This is a genomic window from Ectothiorhodospira shaposhnikovii, assembly GCF_047222355.1.
Lineage (GTDB): Bacteria > Pseudomonadota > Gammaproteobacteria > Ectothiorhodospirales > Ectothiorhodospiraceae > Ectothiorhodospira.
Genome location: NZ_CP178333.1, coordinates 673,951 through 696,982 on the forward strand (window position 1 = coordinate 673,951; position 23,032 = coordinate 696,982).

Sequence of the window (23,032 nt, forward strand, 5' to 3'; positions counted from 1 at the left end):
CGGTGACTTGTGATTGCCCTGACCGTTTCCCGAGAGGATCATGAAATTCGATGCCATACCAGACCGATGATCTGAGAATCCTGGGTATCCAGGAAGTGTCCCCCCCGGAACAGCTCCACCGGGAGTATCCCGTCAGCGACGAAGCCGCCCGGACCGTTTACGAGTCCCGCAACGCCATTCACCGGATACTCAAGGGGGAGGATGATCGTCTGCTGGTGATCGCCGGTCCCTGCTCCATCCATGACGTGGAGGCAGCCCGGGACTACGCGGCCCGTCTGAAGGGATTGCGGGATGAACTGGCGGCCGACCTGGAAGTGGTGATGCGGGTCTATTTCGAAAAGCCCCGGACCATCGTCGGCTGGAAGGGGCTCATCAACGATCCCGACCTGGACAACAGTTTTCAGATCAACAAGGGCCTGCGCCTGGCCCGCGGCCTATTGCTGGACCTGGCCCGACGGGGCGTACCGGCCGCCACCGAATATCTCGACCTGATCAGCCCCCAGTACGTGGCGGACCTGGTGGCCTGGGGCGCCATCGGCGCCCGTACCACCGAAAGCCAGGTACATCGCGAGCTGGCCTCAGGGCTGTCCTGTCCGGTGGGCTTCAAGAACAGCACCGACGGCAGCCTGCAGGTGGCTGTCGACGCCATTCGTTCCAGCTCGAAACCCCATCATTTCCTGTCCGTGACCAAGGCGGGACGCTCGGCCATCTTCTCCACGGCGGGCAACGGGGACTGCCACATCATCCTGCGGGGCGGCAAGACGCCCAATTACGACCCCAAGAGCCTGGACGAGGCCGCCGAGGCCCTGCAGGATGCCGGTCTGCCGCCCCAGCTCATGATCGACTGCAGCCATGCCAACAGCCGCAAGGACCCGGCCCGCCAGGTGGAGGTGACCCGTTCCGTGGCGGCTCAGATCCATGGCGGCGACCGTCGCATCATCGGTGTGATGCTGGAAAGTCATCTGGTGGCGGGTCGTCAGGACCTGGTGGCGGGCAAGCCTCCCGTCTACGGGCAGAGCATCACCGATGCCTGCATGAGCTGGGATGACACCGCCCCCCTGTTGCGGGAGCTGGCCGCCGCGGTCAAGGCCCGTCGCGGCCGTTGAAGGCCCTGGTTGCCATCCTGTCTGCCTCTGCCCTTCTCCCCCAAGGGGAGAAGGGCGCGCTACACTAGCCAATCCATTCCGTTTCGAGGCGTCCCCATGCCGCAGATCAATCGCCTGGACTCCCGACAAGCCGATTTCCGCGCACGACTGGATCAGTTGCTGGCCTGGGAGAGCGTATCCGACGAGGCTGTGTTCACCACCGTGCGCGACATCCTGGCCGATGTACGACATCGGGGCGATGCGGCCGTGCTGGAATACACGGCCCGGTTCGACCGCCTGGAAAAGACCGCCGTGGCTGAGTTGGAGATCCACCGGGACCGGCTTGACCAGGCCCTGACCCGCATCGCCCCGGCGCACCGGCAGGCCCTGGAGCGGGCCGCGGAGCGAGTGCGCCGCTATGCCGAACATCAGAAACTGTCCGACTGGCAATACACCGAGCCCGACGGCACCGTGCTGGGCCAGCAGGTGAGCCCCCTGGATCGGGTCGGACTCTATGTGCCCGGCGGCAAGGCAGCCTATCCCTCCTCGGTGATCATGAACGCGATCCCGGCCAAGGTGGCCGGGGTACCCGAGGTGATCATGGTGGTACCCACGCCGGACGGACAGGTGAACGACCTGGTGCTGGCGGCGGCGGCCGTGGCCGGGGTGGATCGGGTGTTTGCCATCGGCGGGGCCCAGGCGGTGGCGGCACTGGCCTACGGTACCGGGACCATTCCGCAGGTGGACAAGATCGTGGGCCCCGGCAACATCTATGTGGCCACCGCCAAGCGCATGGTTTTCGGGGCCGTGGGGATCGACATGGTGGCGGGGCCGTCCGAGATTCTGGTGGTCTGTGACGGCCGGACCGATCCCGACTGGATTGCCGCCGACCTGTTTTCCCAGGCCGAACATGACGAGGATGCCCAGGCCATCCTGGTCAGTCCCGACGCGGACTTCCTGGAGGCGGTGGCGGTCGCCATGGATGCCCTGCTTGAACGCATGCCCCGGGCCGAGATCATTCGTACGTCCCTGGCTGCCCGGGGTGCCCTGATCCGGGTACGGGATCTGGACGAGGCCGTGGAGGTGGCCAACCACGTGGCGCCGGAGCATCTGGAGCTGTCCGTGGCCGAGCCCGAGGCCATGGCCCGGCGCATTCGCCATGCCGGTGCCATCTTCCTGGGGCGTCACACAGCCGAGGCCGTGGGTGACTACTGTGCCGGTCCCAACCACGTGCTGCCCACCTCCCGCACGGCGCGCTTTTCCTCGCCCCTAGGGGTCTATGACTTCCAGAAGCGCTCCAGCCTGATTCACTGCTCCGCCGCCGGGGCCTCCGATCTGGGTCGGACCGCCTCCGTGCTGGCTCGGGGGGAGGGGCTGATCGCCCATGCCTGTTCGGCGGAATACCGCATCGACCCCAAGGTTGATGATCGCTGAGCCTGTTCCCATTGCCTGTGTCCACGATACGATGCCCCAAGACGCCCAAGCCGTGACGGCACCTTGCCCGGAACACCTGATCCGGGCCGAGATCCGTGAACTGTCCGCCTACCCCGTGCCCTCGGCACAGGGCCTGATCAAGCTGGATGCCATGGAAAATCCCTATGAGTGGCCGCGGGACTTGCGCGATGCCTGGGCCGAGACCTTGAGTCGGCTGCCGGTCAACCGGTATCCGGACCCGAAGGGCACCGAACTCGTGGCCCGTCTGCGCACGGTGATGGGGGTGCCCGGCGAGGCGGCATTGCTGCTGGGCAACGGTTCCGACGAGCTGATCCAGATCCTGCTCATGGCCGTGTCCGGTCCCGGGCGGGTGGTGATGGCGCCGGAGCCCGGCTTTGTCATGTACCGGATGGTGGCCCGCTGGCTGGGTCTGGAGTTTGTCGGTATCCCCCTCAAGCCGGATTTTTCCCTGGACATGCCGGCCATGCTGGCGGCGCTGGAACGACACCGGCCGGCCGTGATGTTCCTGGCCTGGCCCAATAATCCCACCGGCAATCTCTGGCCGCGGGCCGACATGGAAACGCTGATCCGGGCGGCACCCGGGCTGGTGGTGGTGGACGAGGCCTATGGCCCCTTTGCCCGGGACAGCTTTCTGCCGGACGTGGGCAGCGACGGGCGCCTGCTGGTGATGCGTACCGTCTCCAAGCTGGGGCTGGCCGGACTTCGGCTGGGTTATCTATGCGGGATGCCGGCGTGGATCGGGGAACTGGACAAGGTCCGCCTGCCTTACAACATCAATGTCCTGACCCAGGCGGCGGCGGAATTTGCACTGGCCCATCACGGGGTGCTGGATGAGCAGGCGGCCTGGATTCGCCGGGACCGGGAGGCGTTGTTCAAGGCCCTGGCGGCCCTGCCGGGGGTGGAGCCCTTCCCCAGCGAGGCGAATTTCATCCTGTTCCGGGTGCCGTCCGCCCGGGGGCGGGAGATCTTCGAGGGGATCCGTGCCGGCGGGGTGCTGATCAAGGACCTGTCGGGGCAGGGCGGCCTGCTGGCCGACTGCCTGCGGGTGACGGTGGGGGCGCCGGAGGAAAACGCCCGCTTCCTGGCGGCCCTTGAGGCCGTGCTCTGACGCCTTGGGGCGGTCCCGGATCAGGACGACCTGCGCACGGCCGGCCGCTGACCCACCTCGGTCCGGATCTGTACCGGCCGGCCCTCGCGCACCCCCTGGATAGCCAGGGTCTCGCCGGGCTTGCGGCGGGCAATGAAGTTCAGGGCATCTTGGGCGTCATTCACCCGGTCACCATCCAGGTGCGTGATGACATCCCCGGGGCGGATTCCGGCCCGGGCCGCCGGGCCGCCGGAGAGCACCCCGGCGATGAGGATGCCGCGGGCATCCGGGAGGCCGAAGGACTGGGCCAGTTGCGGCGTGATCTCCTGGACCTCAATGCCCAGCCAGCCACGCACCACGGTGCCCTTTTCGATGATCTGGGTCATCACGTCCCGGGCCAGGTCCACCGGAATGGCAAAGCCGATGCCCTGGGAGCCGCCGGAACGGGTGAAGATGGCGGTGTTGATGCCCACCAGTTCGCCGTGGGCGTTCACCAGGGCGCCGCCGGAGTTGCCCGGATTGATGGCGGCATCGGTCTGGATGAAGTCTTCATAGGTGTTGATGCCCAGGCGACTGCGACCGGTGGCGCTGACGATGCCCAGGGTCACGGTCTGGCCCACGCCGAAGGGATTGCCGATGGCCAGGACCACGTCACCCACCCGCAGGCCGGCGGAGGCGCCGACCACGATGCTGGGCAGGGTGCGCCCGGCCGCGTCGATCCTCAGGATGGCCAGATCGGTCTCGGGGTCTGTGCCGACCACGGTGGCCGCCACGCTGCGCCCATCCGCGAGCAGGGCCTCGATCTCGTCGGCGCCCTCGATGACGTGATTGTTGGTGAGAATGAAGCCCTGGGGGCTGATGATCACGCCGGAGCCCAGGCTGGTCTGGGTGCGCTGTCGGGGATTGTCGAAGCGATCACCGAAGAACTGCCGGAACAGGGGGTCGTCCATGAAGGGGTGGCTGCGTTGCACCACCGTCTTGCGGGTGTGGATGTTGACCACGGCCGGGGCGGCCTGGCTCACGGCGTCGGCATAGGACACCGGACCCGTCATGGGGCCGCTCAGGGTGGCGCGCTCGCTTTGTCGCACCTCCACCACGGGGCGAGGTTCCCGCAGCAGGTCGGGAAAGAACAGCAGCATGAGGGCGGCCACGGCAAGGCCGACGCCCACTACCTGAAGCAGGAAACGACTGATCGGGGTCATGGCAATAACATACCATACTGGTGTAGGGTCATGGCCCGCCAACATTGCAATATGGAGATAAGCTTATGGTCGCTCTGCGGGACCTGATCAGCCATGTCGACACGTTGCTCAATGTGGGCGCATTTACCGACTATAGCCCTAACGGGCTTCAAGTTCAGGGCAGACCTCACGTTTCCCGTCTTGTGACCGGCGTGACCGCCGGTCGGGCGCTGATTGAAGCCGCCATCGAGCAGGGCGCGGATGCCCTGCTGGTTCATCATGGTTACTTCTGGAAGGGTGAGGACGCCCGGATCGTCGGCATGAAGCGGGAGCGATTGCGTCTCCTGCTGGCGCATGACATCAGTCTGCTGGCTTACCATCTGCCCCTGGATGCGCACCCTGAGCTGGGGAATAACGCTCAGCTGGCTGGATTGCTGGATTTTCAGGTGCAGGGCGTCCTGCGTCCCGATGGCGTGGGCTTCTTCGGTGTGCCGGATGCCCCGCTGTCGGCGCAAGCGCTCGGGGAGCGTCTGTCCCGGCGCCTGGGGCGCGAGGCCCTCTGGATTCCCGGTGGTCCGGAGGTGATCCGTCGCCTTGGATGGTGTACCGGAGGTGCTCAGGGCATGGTTGAGAGGGCCGCGGAAATGGGGCTGGACGCCTACATCAGCGGCGAGGTCTCGGAGCAGACCGTGCATGTGGCCCGGGAAGCGGGCATTCACTATTTTGCCGCCGGGCATCATGCCACCGAGCGCTACGGACCCAGGGCGCTGGGTGAGTACCTGGCCAGAACATTAGCACTTTCGCATGAATTTATAGATGTAGAGAATCCTATTTGAATCAGATGGTTGTTGGAGGTCCGGGTGTTTCCTCTTGACGTTGTGGGCGTCTTCGGGAATCCTACTGCGTTTTGAGTGCCCCGACGGGTTGACGGGTCTTTGGATCGGCGAGGGGATTTTCAGTGCCCGGCCGATGAGGGGTGCCCGTGAACCAGCGGTCTTTTTGGAACTCAATTGGAGATCTTTTTGATGGCTAACGAAGGCGTGAACCAGAGTCGACGGCGATTCCTGGTCGCGGCCACCAGCGTGGTCGGCGGTGCAGGTGTCGTCGCGGTGGCCTACCCCTACCTGGCATCCTGGGCGCCCAGTGCCCGTGCTCAGGCGGCAGGTGCACCGGTTGAAGTGGATGTTTCCCAGGTAGAGCCGGGACAGCTCATTCGAGTGGAATGGCGGGGCAAGCCCATCTGGATTACCCACAGAACCCCGCAGATGCTTGAACTGCTGCCCGAAAACCGTCCCCGTCTGTCGGACCCGGATTCCACGGTTGTCTCCCAGCAGCCGGCTTACTGTCAGAATGAAACCCGGTCCATCAAGCCGGAGTATTCCATTCTGATCGGTATCTGCACCCATCTGGGTTGCTCCCCCAGCTATCGCCCGGAACTGGCTCCTCCGGACCTGGGCAGCGAATGGCGCGGCGGTTACTTCTGTGTGTGCCACGGCTCACGCTTCGATCTGGCCGGCCGGGTGTGGCGCAACGTGCCCGCCCCAATCAACCTGGCGGTTCCGCCCCACAAGTACCTGTCGGAGACCCTCGTCCTGATCGGCGAGGATGACGAAGGAGTTGCCGCATGAGAGCCCTAGTAGACTGGATCGACGCCAGATACCCGCTCACCAAGACCTGGAATGAGCATCTGGCCGAGTACTATGCGCCGAAGAATTTCAATTTCTGGTACTACTTCGGGTCCCTGGCCGTCCTGGTCCTGGTGATCCAGTTCGTCTCCGGTATCTTCCTGACCATGTTCTACAAGCCGGACGCCCAGCTGGCGTTCGCCTCCGTCGAGTACATCATGCGCGACGTGGAGTGGGGCTGGTTCATCCGCTACATGCACACCACGGGGGCCTCGGCCTTCTTCATCGTGGTCTATCTGCACATGTTCAGGGCCTTGATGTACGGTTCCTACAAGCGGCCCCGTGAACTGATCTGGATCATCGGCGTGGCCATCTACCTGGTGCTCATGGCGGAAGCCTTCGCCGGCTACATGCTGCCCTGGGGTCAGATGTCCTACTGGGGTGCCCAGGTGATCGTGAATCTGTTTGCCACCATTCCCGTGGTGGGCGGCGATCTGGTGACCTGGATCCGGGGTGACTTCCTGATCTCCGATGCCACCCTCAACCGCTTCTTCGCCCTGCACGTGGTGGCCCTGCCGCTGGTGCTGGTGATGCTGGTGTTCGTGCACATCGTGGCCCTGCATGCCGTGGGTTCCAACAACCCGGATGGCGTGGAAATCAAGAAGTTCACCGGCAGCAACGGTCATCCCGCCGACGGCATTCCCTTCCACCCCTACTACACCGTCAAGGACCTGTTCGGTTTCGGCGTGTTCCTGATCCTGTTCTTCGCGGTGGTGTTCTTTGCCCCCGAGGCCGGCGGCTACTTCATCGAGAAGGCCAACTTCCAGATGGCCGATCCGATGGTGACCCCTGAACTGATCCACCCGGTATGGTACTTCGGCACCTTCTACACCGTGCTGCGGGCGGTGCCCGATCCGTTCCTGGGCGTGCTGCTCATGTTCGGCGCCGTGCTGATCCTGTTCTTCCTGCCCTGGATCGACCGCAATCCGATCAAGTCCTGGCGCTATCGCAGCACCATCCACAAGTTCAACATCGTGTTCTTCGGTCTGACCTTCGTGGTGCTGGGCTATCTGGGTCTGAAGCCGGTGGAGCCCTTCTATGCCGAACTGGGTCTGCGCCTGACGGCCGTCTACCTGCTGTTCTTCTTCGTGCTCTGGTTCCATAGCCAGCCCCGGTCTTCCCTGTTCAGCTGGCTGTCCTTCCTGGTGCTGGTGGGCGGTTACACCTACTGGGATTACCTGCGCCTTGAGGCCGGTGTCGACCAGACTCTGCTGGTGGCCATGTGGTTCATTCCGACCGTGTACCTGGTGATCTGCCTGCTGCTGCCCCTGTACACCCAGCTCAACGAGGAAAAGCCGGTTCCGGCGAGGGTGACTTCGTGATGAAAAAGACAATTGCACTCGTGTTCATGATGGTCTGCGCGGCGCCCGTTGCGGCGCTGGCGGCCGGACCTGCCAAGCCCCTGGATCGGGCCAATATCGACATGACCGATACGGCCTCCCTGCAGCGTGGCGCGGAGTACTTCTTCCAGTACTGCATCGGCTGTCATTCGATCCAGTTCAAGCGCTACAACCGCATGGGCAATGACCTGGGTCTGAGTGACGATCAGCTGCGGGAACGGCTCATCCATACCCGCGACCAGTCCGGTGACCAGACGGGTGTCGGCGAGCTGATCAAGATCGCCATGAAGCCCGATGATGCGGAAGAGTGGTTCGGTCAGCCCGCGCCCGACCTGAGCCTGACGGCTCGCCTGCGGGGCACGGACTGGATCTACACCACGCTGCGCAGCTTCTACCTGGATGACAGCCGTCCCATGGGCGTGAACAATGCCATCTTTGAAGCCATGAGCATGCCCCATGTCCTGTGGGAACTGCAGGGCTGGCAGGCCAACGTGGGTGAAGAGGGTCACATCAAGCTGGAGAAGGTTGCCGAAGGCAAGCTGACCACCGAGGAATACAACGAAGTGGTCCGCGACATCACCAACTTCCTGGCCTATGTGGCGGACCCCGTGAAGGTGGAGCGTCACGAGCTGGGCAAGTGGGTGCTCCTGTTCCTGGCCTTCTTTACCTTCGTGGCCTACCTGCTGAAGAAGGAATACTGGAGAGACGTGCACTGATCGTCGTTCCAGGAAAGGGGCAGGGATGCCCCTTTTTTCCAGCCGGCCGCCTGGATCCTGTCGGCCGACCGACCGGAGAGCCTCCATGGCGTTAATCGCCAATCGTAGATCCGTCATGACGCTCTTTTCAGCACCCACCTGTCCGCGATGTCATTCGGTCAGGATCGTGCTGGCTGAAAAGGACATCACGGTGGACATCCACCAGCTTGAACCAGGCGAAAAGTCCGAAGACCTTTCCGACCTGAACCCCTATAACTCGGTCCCCACGTTGGTGGATCGGGAACTGGTGCTCTACGGCACTCAGGTCATCCACGAATATCTCGACGAGCGTTTCCCCCATCCTCCCCTGATGCCGGTGGATCCGGTGGCCCGCGCCACCGCCCGTCTGGCCCTCTATCGGGTGGAGATGGACTGGTACCGTGGCCTGGAAAGCCTGGATGCCACCTCGGACAAGCAGGCCGCCAAGGCCCGCAAGATCCTGCACGAGAGCCTGGTGGCGGCCAGTGAGATCTTCGCCATCAAGCCCTATTTTCTCAGTGATGAATTCAGTCTGGTGGACGCGGCCATTGCGCCGGTCATGTGGCGACTGCCTCATTACGGGATCCCGCTGGAAAAGCTGCCGGCCCCCATTCGTGACTACGCCCGGCGCATGTTTGCCCGGGATGCCTTCCGGCAGAGCCTGACCGAGGCCGAGAAGGAGATGCACTGACTCCGGTCCCGGCTGTATCCGCACTTCATTGTCTTTCGAGCCTTGCCATGACTTCCAGTCGACCGTATCTCATCCGCGCCATTTATGAATGGATTGTGGATAACGACATGACTCCCCACCTCCTGGTGGATGCCGCCGCGGAGGTGGTGGTACCCCGTGAGTACGTGGAAAACGGGCGCATCGTGCTCAATGTGGCCCCGCTGGCGGTCAGCGGCCTGCTGATCAGTAACGAAGCCGTGACCTTCAATGCCCGTTTCGGGGGTCGCCCCATGAACGTGATGATCCCAGTGGACCGGGTGCTGGCCATCTATACTCGGGAGAACGGCCAGGGCATGATGTTTGCCGAATCCGAGGACGGAGACGAGCCACCGCCTTCCGGCGGGGATGATGACGGTGGCGGCGGCAAGGGCGAAGGCGGGCGCCGCAAGGGACCGAGCCTCCGGGTGGTCAAGTAAGCCTCAGGCGGTTGTGTCCGTGGCAGGGGGAAGGCCCTTGCCCGGATTGAGGATGCCGTCCGGGTCAAAGCTTTGCCTGACCGTATGCATCAGTGAAAGCGCTTCTTCCCCCAGTTCCCGGGCCACGAAGGGGCGTTTCACCAGTCCGATGCCGTGTTCCCCGGAGATGCTGCCCCGCAGGCCCAGCACCAGATCGAATACCCCGTCCAGACAGGCATCCGCCGCCTTCATCTGTGCCGCATCGTCCGGGTCTACCAGTAGATTGACATGAATGTTGCCGTTGCCGGCGTGACCGAAACTGACGATGGTGATGCCGTGGTCGGTTCCCAGGCGCTCCAGTCCATTGATGAGGGCGGGAATCTTCGACACCGGCACCACCACGTCTTCGTTGATCTTCTTGGGCGCAATGGTGCGCAGAGCCGGTGACAGGGCCTTGCGGGTGGCCCAAAGGGCCTTGACCTCGTCTCCGGTGCGGGCCAGTTCCACCGACAGGCAGCCTGTCCCCCGGGCCGCCGCCGCCACCCTTTCCGCCGCGGCATCCAGCCCCGCCGCCAGTCCGTCCACCTCGATCATCAGCAAGCCGCCGGCGCCCGCGGGTAGCGTCGCCTCGGAATAGTGGCGGATCATCTCGATGGCGCGACCGTCCATGAATTCCAGGGCGCAGGGCACCACTGGCTGGGCCATGATGCGGGAGACGGCTTGGGCGGCGGCATCCATGGATTCATAGACCGCCTGCAGGGTGCGCTTGTCCTCCGGCAGCGGGGTGAGTTTGAGGATGGCCTCGGTGATGATGCCCAGGGTCCCCTCGGAGCCGATCAGCAGTCGGGTGAGATCATAGCCGACCACGCCCTTGGTGGTGTGGACGCCGGTACGCAGCAGTTGCCCGCGGCCGGTGACGGCGGTCAGCCCCAGGGTGTTGTCCCGGGGCGTGCCGTACTTGACCGCCCGTGGGCCGGCGGAGTTGTAGGCGAGGTTGCCGCCGATGGTGCAATAGGCGGCGCTGGTGGGATCGGGGGGCCAAAAGAAGCCATGACGGCCGGCCGCATCCTGCAGGGCCTGATTGGTGACGCCGGGCTGGACCACCGCCAGCCGATTGTCCGGGTCCAGTTCCAGGATACGGTCCATGCGCTCCAGGCTCAGTACCACGCCACCCCGGTCCGGGACCGTGGCGCCGGTGGTGCCGGTGCCGCGTCCGCGGGCGATCACGGGCACCCGGTGTTCCCGGCAGCCGCGTACCACGGCCTGTACCTGCTCGGTGTGGGTGGCGAAGACCACGGCTTGAGGGGGGGCATGCAGACGGGAGTTGTCGCCACCGTAGGGCCAGCGGTCGGCGGCCCGGGTCAGCAGGTTGTCCGTGCCCACCGCCGCTTCCAGGGATCGGAGCAGGGCCTCGGGCAGCGGCGGTTGCGTGGGTGGCGATGCGTCGGACAGTGCCATGGCCGGAGGGCTCCCTAGCGGATGCCCAGCAGTTGCCGGTCAATCAGATCGCACAGAACGTGGATCACCACCAGGTGAACCTCCTGAATGCGAGCGGTGCGGTCCGCCGGGGCGCGAATTTCGATATCCCGGTCCGACAGCAGGCCGGCCAGGGCGCCGCCGTCACGACCGGTGAAGGCCACTACCCGCAGATCCCGTTCCCGCGCCGCCTTGATGGCTTCCAGGACATTGGCGGAGTTGCCGGAAGTGGAGATGGCCACCAGCACGTCTCCACTTTGTCCCAGGACCCGGACCTGCCGGGCAAAGACCTGATCATAGGCGTAGTCATTGGCGATGGAGGTGAGGGTGGAGGTGTCCGTGGTGAGGGCCACGGCGGGCAGGCCGGGACGCTCGTGTTCGAACCGGTTCACCAGTTCGGAGGCGAAATGCTGGGCGTCGGCCGCGGAACCGCCGTTGCCGCAGATCAGGAGCTTGTGTCCGCCGAGGAAGGTTTCCAGGATGCACGCGGCCGCCTGCTCGATGGTGTCCGAGAGGATCAGGGCGGCACTTTGCTGGGTTTCAACGGTTTCGGCGAAGGTGCGACGGATGATGTCTTGCAGGCTCATGCGGGCGGGCGACTCAGGGGCTGGCCTCAAAGGCGTTGGGTATCCAGTTCAGACGGTTGTCGGATTCGATGGCCACCACGTCCAGCCGGGCCGGGCGATTGCAGCCATGAATCTGAAGATAAAAGGCCGCCGCCGCCAGGATACGGCGCTGTTTGCGGCCGTTGATGCTGGCGGCGGCGCCGCCGAAGCGGGCGGAGCGGCGCTGACGCACCTCGACGAAGACCAGGGTACCCTGATCGTCCATGACCAGGTCGATTTCCCCCACCTTGCAGCGGAACTGCGCAGTGACAAACCGTAGCCCCTGACGTTCCAGGAAGCTGCGAGCCCGGGCTTCCGCCGCGTCACCCTGGGCTTTGCGGCTCATTGGGTCTGATCCGCCACGGGTAGCTCGGGCTGTCCGACGAGCCGCGGGCGGCCGCCGATGAAGCGTGCCCAGTTCAGGTCCCGGGTGATGTGTCCGTGGGCATCCATGCGTAATCCACCGGTCACTCCCTGGTAACGTTCGTTGGGGCGCTCCGAGAGCCGTTCCAGCAGTGGGAAGATCTGAAGGGCGTCAAAACCCAGGGCTGTCAGGCGGGGGAGTTGGAGTGTGTTGCCCGAGAGCTGGGCGTCCAGGCGCGAGCGCAGTTCCGGGCGGGGGTTGGCGCCTTCCAGCAGCCAGGGGATGTCGGCAAAGACCAGACCGTCCAGATCCTGATCTTGACGGGGATCGGGCCGCCCGGAATACACGTGGGAGGTGGCCAGTACCGGAATCTGTCCGGCGCGATGGAAGCGTAGCTGGGGCCAGAGCAGTCTGGCCTGGCGGGGACTGCCCGACAGGAAGATCAAGTCCACGTCCTCCCGCGGCACGGGCGCTGCGTCCCGCCCGGTACGACCGCTGCGATCACGGATATCGAGCGCGGCGATGATGGAGGCGCCGTAGTCCGATGCCTCCGGCGCAAAGAACTGGGTGCTGATCACCTGGCCGCCCAGGGCCTCGAAGCGGTCACGGAAGGCGCGTTGCAGGCGTTCACCCAGCTCGGTGCGGGGCATCAGGATGACGGCGCGCTGACGTCCTTCCAGGATGGCCCGCTCAGCCGCCTGGATGGCCTCGGCTTCGGGGTTGAGGCCGAACTGATAGAGGCCGGAGGGGTAGGTGGACTGGGGTTCGGCATGGTTCAGCGCCAGGACCGGTATGGGCAGGGATTCGCGCTGGGCAAACAGGGTCACGGCCTGACGGTCCAGAGGGCCGATGACGCCGCGGGCACCATCGGCGATGGCCTGCTGATAGTGGGTCCAGGCGGATTCCGCTTGCTCGCCGGTATCGTGGATGCGCAGTTCCGGCCGGTTGTCGGCGGGGCTGTCGTAGTAGGCGGCGAGGATGCCTTCAAGAATGGCCTGAGCCGCGGTGGAAAAGCGCCCGGTCAGCGGCAGCAGCACCGCCACGTGTTCCGGGAAGTGTCCGTAGGTTGCCCATTGTTGCCGCAGGCGGTCGAGGAAGCGGGGAGTAGCCGGATGACCGTCAAACTGCCTTTGCCATGCGTCCAGTCGTGTTTCCAGGGCCGCCAGTCGCGGCGGGGTGTCGTGGGCCAGTTCCGCCAGGCTCAGCCAGCCGCGGGCCTCGGAGCGGCCACTACGCGCCGTCAGGTCCGGTAATTGGCGGGCCGGGATCTGTTGCAGCATGGCCCACAGGGCTTCCTGGCTAGCCAGACGCTCTTCGGGAGTCTGATACAGGGTGCCCTGACGGATGCGGGTTTCCAGGGCTTCATGCCAGCGGCCCTGGTCGGCGAGGATGCCGGCCCGTGTCTCCAGGATGCGCGCCGCCAGGCCGATGGGGAGGGTGTCCAGGGAAGGGGGCAGGTGGCCCAGGGCGGTCTGCGGATCCCCTTCCATCCAGGTGATGCGGGCATTGAGCTCGGCGCGGCGAGCCTTGCCGACCGTATCCAGATGCCGGTCCTCCACCTGGCTCAGGATCCGCGAGGCCTCCTCAAGGGCCTCCGGCTCAACCGGGGGGCGCAGCAGCAGGTTGACCGCATTGAGCTGGGCGCGCGCCTTGTCGCTCCCCCGCAGTCGCTCCGCGGCCGCCAGGTATTCAGAGGCTGCCGCCCGGTGTGCCCCCTCCTGTTCCAGCAGGGCGGCGCGGGTCAGGATATCCGTGGGCGGGTCCGCGGGGCGGGGCATGCCGGCGCAGGCCGACAGGAGCAATGCAATCAGCAGGGGCAGGACGATATGTCGCATGGCGCACACGGGGTCATGGGTTCTCCCGCCCGGCGGGGCGGGTTAGACTGGCGAACCGTTTTGTGGGGTTTCCAGTATCTTGGCCGGGGTGCAGTGTGTCAATTGAGGCGGGTGTTTTATATGTGGTGGCAACACCGATCGGCAATCTCTCCGACATGTCCCGTCGTGCGCTGCAGATACTGGGGGAGGTGGATCTGATCGCGGCGGAGGATACCCGCCACACGGGTCGGTTGCTGACCCATTTCGGACTGGCCACGCCGCGTGTCAGTCTGCATGAACACAACGAGGAGCAGCAGGTCCCGGCGCTGGTGTCCCGTCTTGCCCGGGGTGAGTCCATTGCCCTGGTCAGTGATGCCGGTACCCCCCTGATCAGTGATCCTGGCTTTCGTCTGGTGGTCGCGGCCCGCGAATCCGGGATTCGTGTCTCTCCCGTCCCGGGGCCGTGTGCCCTGATCGCCGCTCTCTCCGCCAGCGGCCTGCCGTCGGACCGTTTTCTCTTCGAGGGTTTTTTGCCCGCCAGGGAGCTGGCACGGCGCAAGCGTCTACAAGCTCTGCGGGACATCCCCAGCACGCTGATCTTCTACGAGTCCAGTCACCGTATCGGTGATGCCCTCACGGACATGGCCGAAGTGCTCGGGGGGGATCGCCGGGCAGTGGTGGCGCGGGAGCTGACCAAGACCTTTGAGCAGTTGCAGGGGGATACCCTGTCGGGGCTGGTGCAATGGCAGGCGGAAGATCCCAATCACGGGCGCGGCGAGTTCGTGGTGCTGGTGTCCGGGGCCTCACGGCAGGAGACGGGTGAACTGACAACGGAGGCGGAGCGCGTGTTGCGCTTGCTGTTGGGAGAGTTGCCGTTGAAGGCGGCGGCTCGTCTGGCGTCGGAGATCACCGGCATCTCCAGAAATACCCTCTATCAGCGGGGGCTTGAACTGCGTTGAGAATGACGTCTTCAAAGTCTGCTGAGTGGTTTCGCCCGTCTTGTGCTCGGTTCCTGAACTTACATACAATGACGACGGAGCCGGCCAGACAGTCGCTGCGGTTTTGACAGCCGTGGAGGAAAGTCCGGGCTCCACAGGGCAGGGCGCCAGGTAACGCCTGGGCGGCGCAAGCCGACGGAAAGTGCCACAGAAATGATACCGCCGATGGCCTTCGGGCACAGGTAAGGGTGAAATGGTGCGGTAAGAGCGCACCGCGCGGGTGGCAACACGCCGCGGCAGGGTAAACCCCGTCCGGAGCAAGGCCAAATAGGGGTGCATTGGTGCGGCCCGCACTGCACCCGGGTAGGCTGCTCGAGGCGCATGGTGACATGCGTCCCAGATGAATGACTGTCCCCGACAGAACCCGGCTTATCGGCCGGCTCCGCTTCCCTCTTCATGACCCCGGTTCGGCTTGAGCCGGGGCTGTCAATCCCGGGTTTCACTCATCTCTGTTTGAGTGAATTATCGCCTTTATTTTGCAACCCTATGATTAATCTGGAAACCCTGATATGGATGGGGCCGTGTGACCGTGTTCCTTGCAGCAGGTTTTGTAAGTATTTGTGACACAAGCATAAATCTTGAACCTGGTAAGGGCGTTTTTCTTGACACCCCGCTGAGCCGATCCATATAGTGTAGAAAAGTGGATTTATGTGGGGGCAGGTGGAGTTTTCCGACGTTTCGGGGCTTTTCCGAGATGAATGGTCGGATGGATTCCTGCGGGGCAGGCGTTGTGATCGGCAGAGGTGCCCGGAGCGGTCGTGTTCCGAGGGATTACCAATCTGAATCTGGACACCAAGGGACGCATCGCGATGCCGTCCCGGTACCGGGATCTGCTGCTGGAGCATTGTCGGGGTCAGCTGGTCGTTACGGTCCATCTGGACCAATGTCTGCTGATCTATCCCCTGCCTGACTGGGAGATCCTCGAACAGCAAGTGATGTCCCGGCCCAACATGAATCGGCAGGTGCGAAACCTTCAGCGTCTGCTGGTGGGGCATGCCTCTGACTGCGAGATGGATGGCAACGGCCGGATACTGTTGCCGGGTCCCCTGCGTGAATTTGCGAATCTGACTAAACGGGCGGTACTGGTGGGGCAGGGCAACAAGTTTGAATTGTGGGACGAGGATGCGTGGAACAGCAGTCGCGAGGCGTGGTTCCGGCAAGAGGCTCGGGAGGGCGATCTGAGTTCGATCCTGGAGTCTCTGACGCTGTGAGTCATGACCTGGTGGAAAAGACCGGCCATCGTCCGGTACTGCTGGCTGAAACCCTGACGGCCTTGTGCATCCGTCCGGATGGAGTCTACGTGGACGGGACCTTCGGCAGGGGAGGTCATACCGGCGCCATCCTCGACCGGCTGGGTCCAACCGGTTGCCTGATCGCCCTGGACCAGGACCCGGAAGCCGAAGCCGAGGCCCTTGCCCGATTTACGGGGGATGGTCGCTTTGAATTCGTGCGCACCTCCTTCACCCGGTTGCTTCCAGTGCTTGAGGCGCGCGGTCTGGTGGGGCGAGTAGATGGCGTATTGCTGGACCTGGGGGTGTCTTCCCCTCAACTGGATACTCCGGAGCGGGGTTTCAGCTTCATGCGGGATGGTCCCCTGGATATGCGCATGGACCCGATGCGGGGAGAGTCTGCCGCCCAGTGGCTGGCAAGGGCCGATGAGGCAGAGATCGCCGGGGTTCTCAAGACCCTTGGCGAGGAGCGCTTTGCCCGGCGCATTGCCCGCCATCTGGTTGAACAGCGGGCCGTCATGCCCATCGAGCGGACCGGTCGGTTGGCGGCGCTGATCGCCGAGGCCATCCCCCGCCACGAACGGCACAAGCATCCGGCCACGCGCAGCTTTCAGGCGATTCGTCTGTATGTGAATCGTGAACTGGAGGCGCTGGATGAATGCCTGGCGCAGATACCGGCGGCACTGGCGCCGGGAGGACGGTTGGCGGTGATCAGCTTCCATTCCCTGGAGGATCGAAGCGTGAAGCGCTTCATTCGCCGTCAATCCGAGGGGGAGCCGGTACCACGGGGTCTGCCTGTCACGGCGCCGCCACCGGGAAGAACCCTGCTGAAGATCGGTAAGGCACAACGGGCTCGGGAAGATGAGGTGGAAGCGAACCCGCGGGCACGCAGTGCGGTGTTGCGGGTGGCCGAGCGCCTGTCGTGAATCGGCGTCTGGCATTACTGGCCCTGCTGTTTCTGGCGGTGGTCGCCAGCGCCCTGGCCGTGGTGCATAGCAAGCATCAAAGCCGGGTGTTGTTCATTGATCTACAGGCTGAACTGAGATTGCGTGACGAATTGAATATTGAGTGGGGGCAGTTGCAGCTGGAACAGAGTACCTGGGCGACCCATGGACGCATCGAAGAGGAGGCGGGCAGCCGTCTCAACATGCGCCTGCCCGATGCCCGTTCCACCGTTATTCTGCTGGAGTGATTGATGTCGGAGCCCAAGACAACGGTTTCTAGCTGGCGGCGCGGTGTGGTGCTGGGGGCGTTTGCCCTGGCCTTTGTCGCCGTGCTGGCACGTGCCGTGGATCTGCAGGTCCTGCAGCAGGATTTTCTCCAGGGCCAGGGTGACGCGCGTCATCTGCGGGTGGTATCCCTGCCTGCTCACCGGGGCATGATCCTGGACCGTAACGGCGAGCCCATGGCGGTGAGTACCCCCGTGGACAGCGTCTGGGCCAATCCCCGGGAGACCCTGCTTCACCCCGAGCAGCTGGCGGGCCTGGCCCGTGTGCTGGAGATGAATCCGCGGGATCTGCATCAGCGGCTGGCCGAGCGGGCGGAGCGGGAATTCGTCTATCTGCGCCGCCATGTCACCCCGGACGTGGGGCGGCAGGTCATGGCCTTGCGGGTCCCCGGTGTCGCCCTGCAGCGGGAATACCGCCGCTACTATCCCATGGGTGAGGTCTCTGCTCATGTCCTGGGCTTCACCAATATCGATGATCGCGGTCAGGAAGGACTGGAGCTGGCCTATAACACCTGGCTGACCGGTGAACCGGGCGCCAAGCGGGTGGTTCGCGATCGTCTGGGGCGTGTCATCCGGGACGTCGAGAACATCCGTCCCGCCCGTCCCGGGCAGGATCTGACCCTGACCATCGATCAGCGTCTGCAGTACCTGGCCTATCGTGAGCTCAAGGCCGCGGTGCAGGCCCATGGGGCGAGGGCGGGATCGGCGGTGATCCTTGACGCCCGCAATGGCGATGTCCTGGCCATGGTCAATCAGCCCTCCTACAACCCGAACAACCGGGGCACCCTGCGGGGAGACAGTGCCCGTAACCGGTCCGTCACGGATCTGATCGAGCCCGGTTCCACCATCAAGCCCTTTACCGTGGCGGCGGCCTTGGAGAGTGGTCAGTTCCAGAAGGAATCCCTGCTTCAGACCAGTCCCGGCCGCATGCGGGTGGGCCGTCATACCGTCACCGACATCCGCGACTACGGCCTGATCGACCTGACCACCATGATCAGCAAATCCTCCAACGTGGGGGCGAGCAAGCTGGCCCTGGCCGTCGAGCCCCAGCAGCTGTGGGAGACCTTCTACCGGGCCGGTTTCGGTCGCAGTACCGGTAGCGGGTTCCCGGGAGAGGCCGGGGGTAATTTGCGGGATTTCTTCCATTGGCGTGACGTGGAACGTGCCACCATGGGGTTTGGTTATGGTCTGTCCGTCACGCCCCTGCAGTTGGCCCAGGCCTACGGTGCCATCGCCAATGAGGGCGTGATGTTCACCCCTCGCCTGGTGGTGTCCGATGCCCCCCGCGAAGCCTATCGCGTCATGAGCCCCCATTCCGCACAGAGCCTCATGCACATGCTGGAGGTGGCGGTTTCCCGCGAGGGTACCGGCATTCGCGCCTCGGTGGAGGGCTACCGGGTGGCCGGCAAGACCGGTACCGCGCGCAAGCTGGTGGATGGCGGTTATGCCAAGGGGCTCTATCTGTCCCTGTTTGCCGGCATGGCGCCGGCCAGCGATCCTCGCCTGGTGATGGTGGTGATCATTGATGAGCCTCGCGGTGATCAATACTACGGCGGCCAGGTGGCGGCACCCGTATTTGGCGCGGTCATGCGCGGCGCGCTCCGCCTCATGGACATTCCTCCCGACAATCTCCCCGGCCTGAGGTCCGCCGCCCGTTCCTCCGCGGAGGCGCCGGCATGATGCGCCACCCAAGCAACGAACACCGATCTCTGCTTTCATATCTGCTGGCCGGGATGGTGCCGGTCCCGTCTGTCCTTGACCGCCCCGTACAGGGCCTGTGTCTTGACAGTCGCCGGGCAATGCCCGGCGAGGTGTTTCTGGCCGTGGCGGGACATCATCACCACGGCCTGAGTCATGTGCGGGAGGCGGTCCGGCGGGGTGTCGTGGCGGTACTCTGGGAGCCCGCGGCAGCGGTGGAAGATCTTGCCCGGGAGGTGCCGGTATCCTGTATCGCCGTCCCCCGGTTGCGCGAGCGCATGGGTGAACTGGCGGCCCGCTTCCATGGGCATCCTTCCCGTGCCATGCAGGTGGTGGGGGTGACCGGCACCGACGGCAAGACCTCGGTATCCCAGTGTCTGGCCAGTGCCCTGGACAGTGACAGCCGTCCCTGCGGCGTGATCGGCACCCTGGGCAGCGGACGCTACGGCGAGTTGGGGCGGCCGGGCCTGACCACGCCGGATCCCGTATCCCTGCAAGCCTTCCTGGCCGACATGGGGCGTCGCAACCTGCATCAGGTGGTGATGGAAGTGTCATCCCATGCCCTGGACCAGTCCCGGGTGGGCGGGGTGGATTTCGATGTGGCCATCCTGACCAACCTGGGCCGTGATCACCTGGACTATCACGGCACGGTAGAGGCCTACGGCGAGGCCAAGGCGCGGCTGTTTGCCTGGCCCGGCCTGAAAACGGCGGTAGTGAATCTGGATGATCCCTTCGGCCGCTTGCTGGTCGAGCGGGTGCAGGCCCCGGTGCTGGGCTATGGCCTGCGGGCGATGGCCGACGGCCCCGAGCAGGTGTTGGCGACCCAGCCGGAATTTCATGCCGATGGCATCCGTGCCCATGTCACGACCCCGTGGGGCGAAGGCGAGCTGGAAAGCCCCTGGCTGGGATGTTTCAACCTGCAGAATCTGCTGGCGGTGCTGGCGGGGCTGCTGAGTCTTGACGTCAGCCTCACCGATGCCCTGGAGCGGCTGCATCACAGTCCGGCGGTTCCGGGTCGCATGGAGCGTTTTCGCGGCACCCGGGGGCCGCTGATGGTGGTGGATTATGCCCACACCCATGAGGCCCTGGCCCAGGTGCTGCAGGCTCTGCGTGCCCATTGCGGCGGGCGGCTCTGGTGCGTGTTCGGTTGCGGCGGTGATCGCGATCCGGGCAAGCGTCCGCTGATGGCGGCCATGGCTCAGCGTTACGCGGACCAGGTGGTGGTGACCAGCGACAATCCCCGCCATGAGGATCCGCTGGCCATCATCGAGGCCATCTGCGTCGGCTTCAGCGACCTTTCGCGGGTGCATGTGGAAGCCGACCGGGAAGCCGCCATCCGTCATGCCTTCTGTCAGGCGGGCCGGGAGGATGTGGTGCTGGTGGCAGGCAAGGGCCACGAGACCTGGCAGATTTTCGGCGATGAACAGCGTCCCTTCAGTGACCGGACCCTGGCCCGCCGGCTGGTGGAGGGTGAGGCATGATGCAGTTTTCCATGACGCAGGTGGCGGCGCTGACCGGCGGTCGTCTGCATGGCGCCGATGCGATCGTGCGCGGTGTATCCACGGACAGCCGCGGCGTGACGGCCGGGCAACTCTTCGTCGCTTTGAAGGGGCCGCGGTTCGACGCCCATGACTTCATCATCCCGCAACTCCCGGCCGCCGGCCTGCTGGTCAGCCGGGACTCCGGTCCGCGGGACGACAGACCCCGGGTGCTGGTGGACGATACCCGGCGTGCCCTGGCCGATCTGGCCACCGGCTGGCGCCGCCGCTGTCAGGCCCGGATCGTGGCTCTGACCGGCAGCAACGGCAAGACCACGGTGAAGGAGATGCTGGCGGCGATTCTCGGTCACTGCGGCCAGACCTGGGCCACCCGCGGTAACCTGAACAACGATATCGGCGTCCCCCTGACCCTGCTGAACCTGTCGGAATCGGATCGTTTCGGCGTGATCGAGATGGGGGCCAATCATGCCGGCGAGATTGCCCTGCTGACGGGCATTGCCCGGCCCGACGTGGCCCTGATCACCAATGCCGGGCCGGCCCATCTGGAAGGGTTCGGCAGCATCGAGGGGGTTGCCCATGCCAAGGGCGAGATTTTCCAGGGGCTGGGGGATGAGGGGGTGGCGGTGATCAATGCCGATGATCCCTATGCCGACCTGTGGTTGTCCATGAATCCCGGGCGCCGGGTCATCCTGTTCGGCCTGTCGGCACGGGCCGGGGTCCGGGGCGAGATGGATGGCGAGGATCTGCTGATCCACCTGCCGGAAGAGCGGATCCGTGTGTCCCTGGCACTGGCCGGCCGTCACAACCGTCTCAATGCCCTGGCGGCGGCGGCCGCCGCCCTGGCCATGGGGGCGGACGCGACGGCCATCACCCGGGGGCTGTCATCGATGCAGCCGGTGCCGGGACGGCTGGTGTCCCGACCAGGGCCGTCGGGCAGCCGTCTCATCGACGACAGCTACAATGCCAATCCCGCTTCCACCCGGGCGGCGATCCAGGTGCTTTCGGAACAGCCCGGACATCGCATCCTGGTCCTTGGGGACATGGGCGAATTGGGCGAGGACGCAGCCGGCATGCACCGTGAAATGGGTGCACTGGCCCGGTCCATGGGGGTGGAACAATTGCTGGCGGTCGGGCCGCTGAGCCTGCATGCGGTTCAGGGTTTCGGCGCCGGGGCGGAACATTTCGACGACCAGTCCCGTCTGACGGCGGTGCTGACGGGGTGCCTGGGACCCGATGTGGTGGTCCTGGTCAAGGGTTCCCGCGGGCAGCGCATGGAGCGGGTGATCTCGGCATTGATGCCGGAACAAGGGCAGCGACAAGAACAATCGGGAGATAATGGGCATGCTGCTCATTCTGTTTGAGTATCTGAGCCAGTACTACACGGCCTTCAATGTATTCCAGTACCTGACCCTGCGCGCCATTCTGGGCGTGCTCACCGCGTTGCTGATCGCCTTTATGGTGGGGCCTGCCATGATCCGGCATCTGACCCGCTACAAGATCGGCCAGCAGGTTCGCAGTGATGGTCCACAGACCCATTTCAGCAAGGCGGGAACTCCCACCATGGGTGGCGCCCTGATCCTGGTGGCGGTGGCCGTCAGCACCCTGTTGTGGAGTGATCTGAGCAACCGCTTCGTCTGGGTGGTGCTGCTGGTCACCCTGTTATTCGGACTTATCGGCGGGGTGGACGATTACTTGAAGCTGCGTTATGGCAACAGCCGGGGCCTGTCTGCGCGCAGCAAGTTCTTCTGGCAGAGCGTGGTGGCCTTCCTGACCGCCGTGTTCCTGTTCTATACCGCCCAGACCCCCATCGAGACTACCCTGATCGTGCCCGTCTTCAAGGATGTGGCCATTGACCTGGGGCTGTGGTTCATCCCCCTGACCTGGCTGGTGATCGTGGGTTCGAGCAATGCGGTGAATCTCACGGACGGCCTGGATGGCCTGGCCATCATGCCCTGTGTGCTGGTGGCGGGGGCGCTGGGGGTGTTCGCCTATGTGTCGGGGCATGCCATCTTCGCCGACTACCTGGGCATTCCCTATGTGCCCGGGGTGGGGGATCTGACCGTGTTTGCCGCGGCCCTGGTGGGCGCGGGCATGGGTTTTCTCTGGTTCAACGCCTATCCGGCCCAGGTGTTCATGGGCGATGTGGGGGCACTGGCCCTGGGGGCGGCCCTGGGCTTGCTGGCGGTGACCACGCGCCAGGAGATCGTGCTGGTGATCATGGGAGGGGTATTCGTGATCGAGACCCTGTCGGTGATCCTGCAGGTGGCTTCCTACAAGCTGACCGGGCGACGCATCTTCCGTATGGCGCCGCTGCATCATCATTTTGAGCTCAAGGGCTGGCCCGAACCCAGGGTGATCGTGCGTTTCTGGATCATTACCGTGGTGCTGGTGTTGATCGGCCTGGCCACCCTGAAGATCCGTTGAGGACG

The 23,032-nt window shown here is 64.7% G+C and carries 22 protein-coding genes and 1 other RNA gene; 18 read left to right on the forward strand and 5 right to left on the reverse strand.

Translation table 11 applies throughout. From position 1 onward, the window contains the following. Nucleotides 1–50: 50 nt before the first annotated feature. From ACLF6L_RS02990 to hisC, 3 genes are all read left to right on the forward strand, one after another. Nucleotides 51–1,106 carry a 3-deoxy-7-phosphoheptulonate synthase gene (locus tag ACLF6L_RS02990; RefSeq protein ID WP_008930952.1) on the forward strand — a complete coding sequence of 352 codons (1,056 nt, stop codon included), beginning with the start codon at nt 51–53 and terminating at the stop codon, nt 1,104–1,106. Nucleotides 1,107–1,202: 96 nt separating this feature from the next. After that, entirely contained in the window at nt 1,203–2,519 is a 1,317-nt protein-coding gene (hisD, locus tag ACLF6L_RS02995) for a histidinol dehydrogenase (RefSeq protein ID WP_412852341.1), read from the forward strand. Between the two features lie 31 nt (nt 2,520–2,550). After that, nucleotides 2,551–3,648 (forward strand): histidinol-phosphate transaminase, encoded by a 1,098-nt coding sequence (hisC, locus tag ACLF6L_RS03000; protein WP_412852342.1) that lies wholly within the window; start codon nt 2,551–2,553, stop codon nt 3,646–3,648. Between the two features lie 20 nt (nt 3,649–3,668). Here the strand turns inward: hisC and ACLF6L_RS03005 are convergent, their stop codons facing one another. Continuing rightward, entirely contained in the window at nt 3,669–4,829 is a 1,161-nt protein-coding gene (locus ACLF6L_RS03005) for a Do family serine endopeptidase (RefSeq protein WP_412852343.1), read from the reverse strand. 65 nt (nt 4,830–4,894) lie between these two features. Here ACLF6L_RS03005 and ACLF6L_RS03010 point away from each other — a divergent pair, with 65 nt between their 5' ends. The 6 genes from ACLF6L_RS03010 to ACLF6L_RS03035 all read left to right on the forward strand — a co-directional run bounded on the left by ACLF6L_RS03010 (nt 4,895) and on the right by ACLF6L_RS03035 (nt 9,713). Next, nucleotides 4,895–5,644 carry a Nif3-like dinuclear metal center hexameric protein gene (locus ACLF6L_RS03010; protein WP_412852344.1) on the forward strand — a complete coding sequence of 250 codons (750 nt, stop codon included), beginning with the start codon at nt 4,895–4,897 and terminating at the stop codon, nt 5,642–5,644. A 189-nt stretch (nt 5,645–5,833) separates the two neighbouring features. Further along, nucleotides 5,834–6,436: a ubiquinol-cytochrome c reductase iron-sulfur subunit gene (gene petA, locus ACLF6L_RS03015; RefSeq protein WP_238617382.1), complete on the forward strand. Its 603-nt coding sequence runs from the start codon at nt 5,834–5,836 to the stop codon at nt 6,434–6,436. Further along, nucleotides 6,433–7,815 (forward strand): cytochrome b, encoded by a 1,383-nt coding sequence (locus ACLF6L_RS03020; RefSeq protein ID WP_238617383.1) that lies wholly within the window; start codon nt 6,433–6,435, stop codon nt 7,813–7,815. Before petA ends, ACLF6L_RS03020 begins: the two co-directional genes overlap by 4 nt. Beyond that, a complete protein-coding gene (locus ACLF6L_RS03025) occupies nt 7,815–8,549 on the forward strand; it encodes a cytochrome c1 (RefSeq protein WP_412852345.1) in 735 nt (244 codons plus the stop codon). The genes ACLF6L_RS03020 and ACLF6L_RS03025 overlap by 1 nt, the downstream gene beginning before the upstream one ends. An 85-nt stretch (nt 8,550–8,634) precedes the next feature. Next, complete coding sequence (locus tag ACLF6L_RS03030) at nt 8,635–9,258, forward strand: glutathione S-transferase N-terminal domain-containing protein (RefSeq protein WP_238617385.1); 624 nt, start codon at nt 8,635–8,637, stop codon at nt 9,256–9,258. A 47-nt stretch (nt 9,259–9,305) separates the two neighbouring features. Further along, nucleotides 9,306–9,713 (forward strand): ClpXP protease specificity-enhancing factor, encoded by a 408-nt coding sequence (locus ACLF6L_RS03035; protein ID WP_238617386.1) that lies wholly within the window; start codon nt 9,306–9,308, stop codon nt 9,711–9,713. 3 nt (nt 9,714–9,716) lie between these two features. Here the strand turns inward: ACLF6L_RS03035 and ACLF6L_RS03040 are convergent, their stop codons facing one another. The 4 genes from ACLF6L_RS03040 to ACLF6L_RS03055 are packed head-to-tail and all read right to left on the reverse strand — an operon-like array spanning nt 9,717 to nt 13,972. After that, nucleotides 9,717–11,150: an FAD-binding oxidoreductase gene (locus tag ACLF6L_RS03040; RefSeq protein WP_412852346.1), complete on the reverse strand. Its 1,434-nt coding sequence runs from the start codon at nt 11,148–11,150 to the stop codon at nt 9,717–9,719. Between the two features lie 14 nt (nt 11,151–11,164). Continuing rightward, nucleotides 11,165–11,755 (reverse strand): phosphoheptose isomerase, encoded by a 591-nt coding sequence (locus tag ACLF6L_RS03045; protein ID WP_008930963.1) that lies wholly within the window; start codon nt 11,753–11,755, stop codon nt 11,165–11,167. 13 nt (nt 11,756–11,768) lie between these two features. Continuing rightward, the gene (locus ACLF6L_RS03050; protein ID WP_008930964.1) at nt 11,769–12,119 is read right to left on the reverse strand and encodes a YraN family protein; all 351 of its coding nucleotides are present in this window, start codon (nt 12,117–12,119) and stop codon (nt 11,769–11,771) included. Beyond that, nucleotides 12,116–13,972, reverse strand: coding sequence for a penicillin-binding protein activator (locus tag ACLF6L_RS03055; protein WP_412852347.1), 1,857 nt, complete (start codon nt 13,970–13,972; stop codon nt 12,116–12,118). The genes ACLF6L_RS03050 and ACLF6L_RS03055 overlap by 4 nt, the downstream gene beginning before the upstream one ends. 155 nt (nt 13,973–14,127) lie before the next feature. Between ACLF6L_RS03055 and rsmI the strand changes: the two genes are divergently transcribed. From rsmI to mraY, 9 genes are all read left to right on the forward strand, one after another. Continuing rightward, nucleotides 14,128–14,910: a 16S rRNA (cytidine(1402)-2'-O)-methyltransferase gene (gene rsmI / locus ACLF6L_RS03060; protein WP_238617485.1), complete on the forward strand. Its 783-nt coding sequence runs from the start codon at nt 14,128–14,130 to the stop codon at nt 14,908–14,910. Nucleotides 14,911–14,986: 76 nt separating this feature from the next. Continuing rightward, nucleotides 14,987–15,337, forward strand: an RNA gene (rnpB, locus tag ACLF6L_RS03065) — RNase P RNA component class A. Between the two features lie 370 nt (nt 15,338–15,707). Further along, a complete protein-coding gene (gene mraZ, locus ACLF6L_RS03070; protein WP_008930967.1) occupies nt 15,708–16,160 on the forward strand; it encodes a division/cell wall cluster transcriptional repressor MraZ in 453 nt (150 codons plus the stop codon). An 11-nt stretch (nt 16,161–16,171) separates the two neighbouring features. Beyond that, nucleotides 16,172–17,104 carry a 16S rRNA (cytosine(1402)-N(4))-methyltransferase RsmH gene (gene rsmH, locus ACLF6L_RS03075; protein ID WP_412852741.1) on the forward strand — a complete coding sequence of 311 codons (933 nt, stop codon included), beginning with the start codon at nt 16,172–16,174 and terminating at the stop codon, nt 17,102–17,104. After that, nucleotides 17,101–17,370: a cell division protein FtsL gene (gene ftsL / locus ACLF6L_RS03080; RefSeq protein ID WP_238617389.1), complete on the forward strand. Its 270-nt coding sequence runs from the start codon at nt 17,101–17,103 to the stop codon at nt 17,368–17,370. The genes rsmH and ftsL overlap by 4 nt, the downstream gene beginning before the upstream one ends. Nucleotides 17,371–17,373: 3 nt before the next feature. Continuing rightward, nucleotides 17,374–19,086, forward strand: a complete 1,713-nt coding sequence (locus ACLF6L_RS03085) for a peptidoglycan D,D-transpeptidase FtsI family protein (RefSeq protein WP_412852348.1) — start codon at nt 17,374–17,376, stop codon at nt 19,084–19,086. Continuing rightward, on the forward strand, nt 19,083–20,585 hold the full coding sequence (locus ACLF6L_RS03090) for a UDP-N-acetylmuramoyl-L-alanyl-D-glutamate--2,6-diaminopimelate ligase (protein ID WP_238617391.1): 1,503 nt from the start codon (nt 19,083–19,085) through the stop codon (nt 20,583–20,585). Before ACLF6L_RS03085 ends, ACLF6L_RS03090 begins: the two co-directional genes overlap by 4 nt. Then, entirely contained in the window at nt 20,582–21,964 is a 1,383-nt protein-coding gene (locus ACLF6L_RS03095; RefSeq protein ID WP_412852349.1) for a UDP-N-acetylmuramoyl-tripeptide--D-alanyl-D-alanine ligase, read from the forward strand. The genes ACLF6L_RS03090 and ACLF6L_RS03095 overlap by 4 nt, the downstream gene beginning before the upstream one ends. Beyond that, on the forward strand, nt 21,945–23,027 hold the full coding sequence (mraY, locus tag ACLF6L_RS03100) for a phospho-N-acetylmuramoyl-pentapeptide-transferase (protein ID WP_238617393.1): 1,083 nt from the start codon (nt 21,945–21,947) through the stop codon (nt 23,025–23,027). The genes ACLF6L_RS03095 and mraY overlap by 20 nt, the downstream gene beginning before the upstream one ends. The last annotated feature ends 5 nt before the right edge of the window (nt 23,028–23,032 follow it).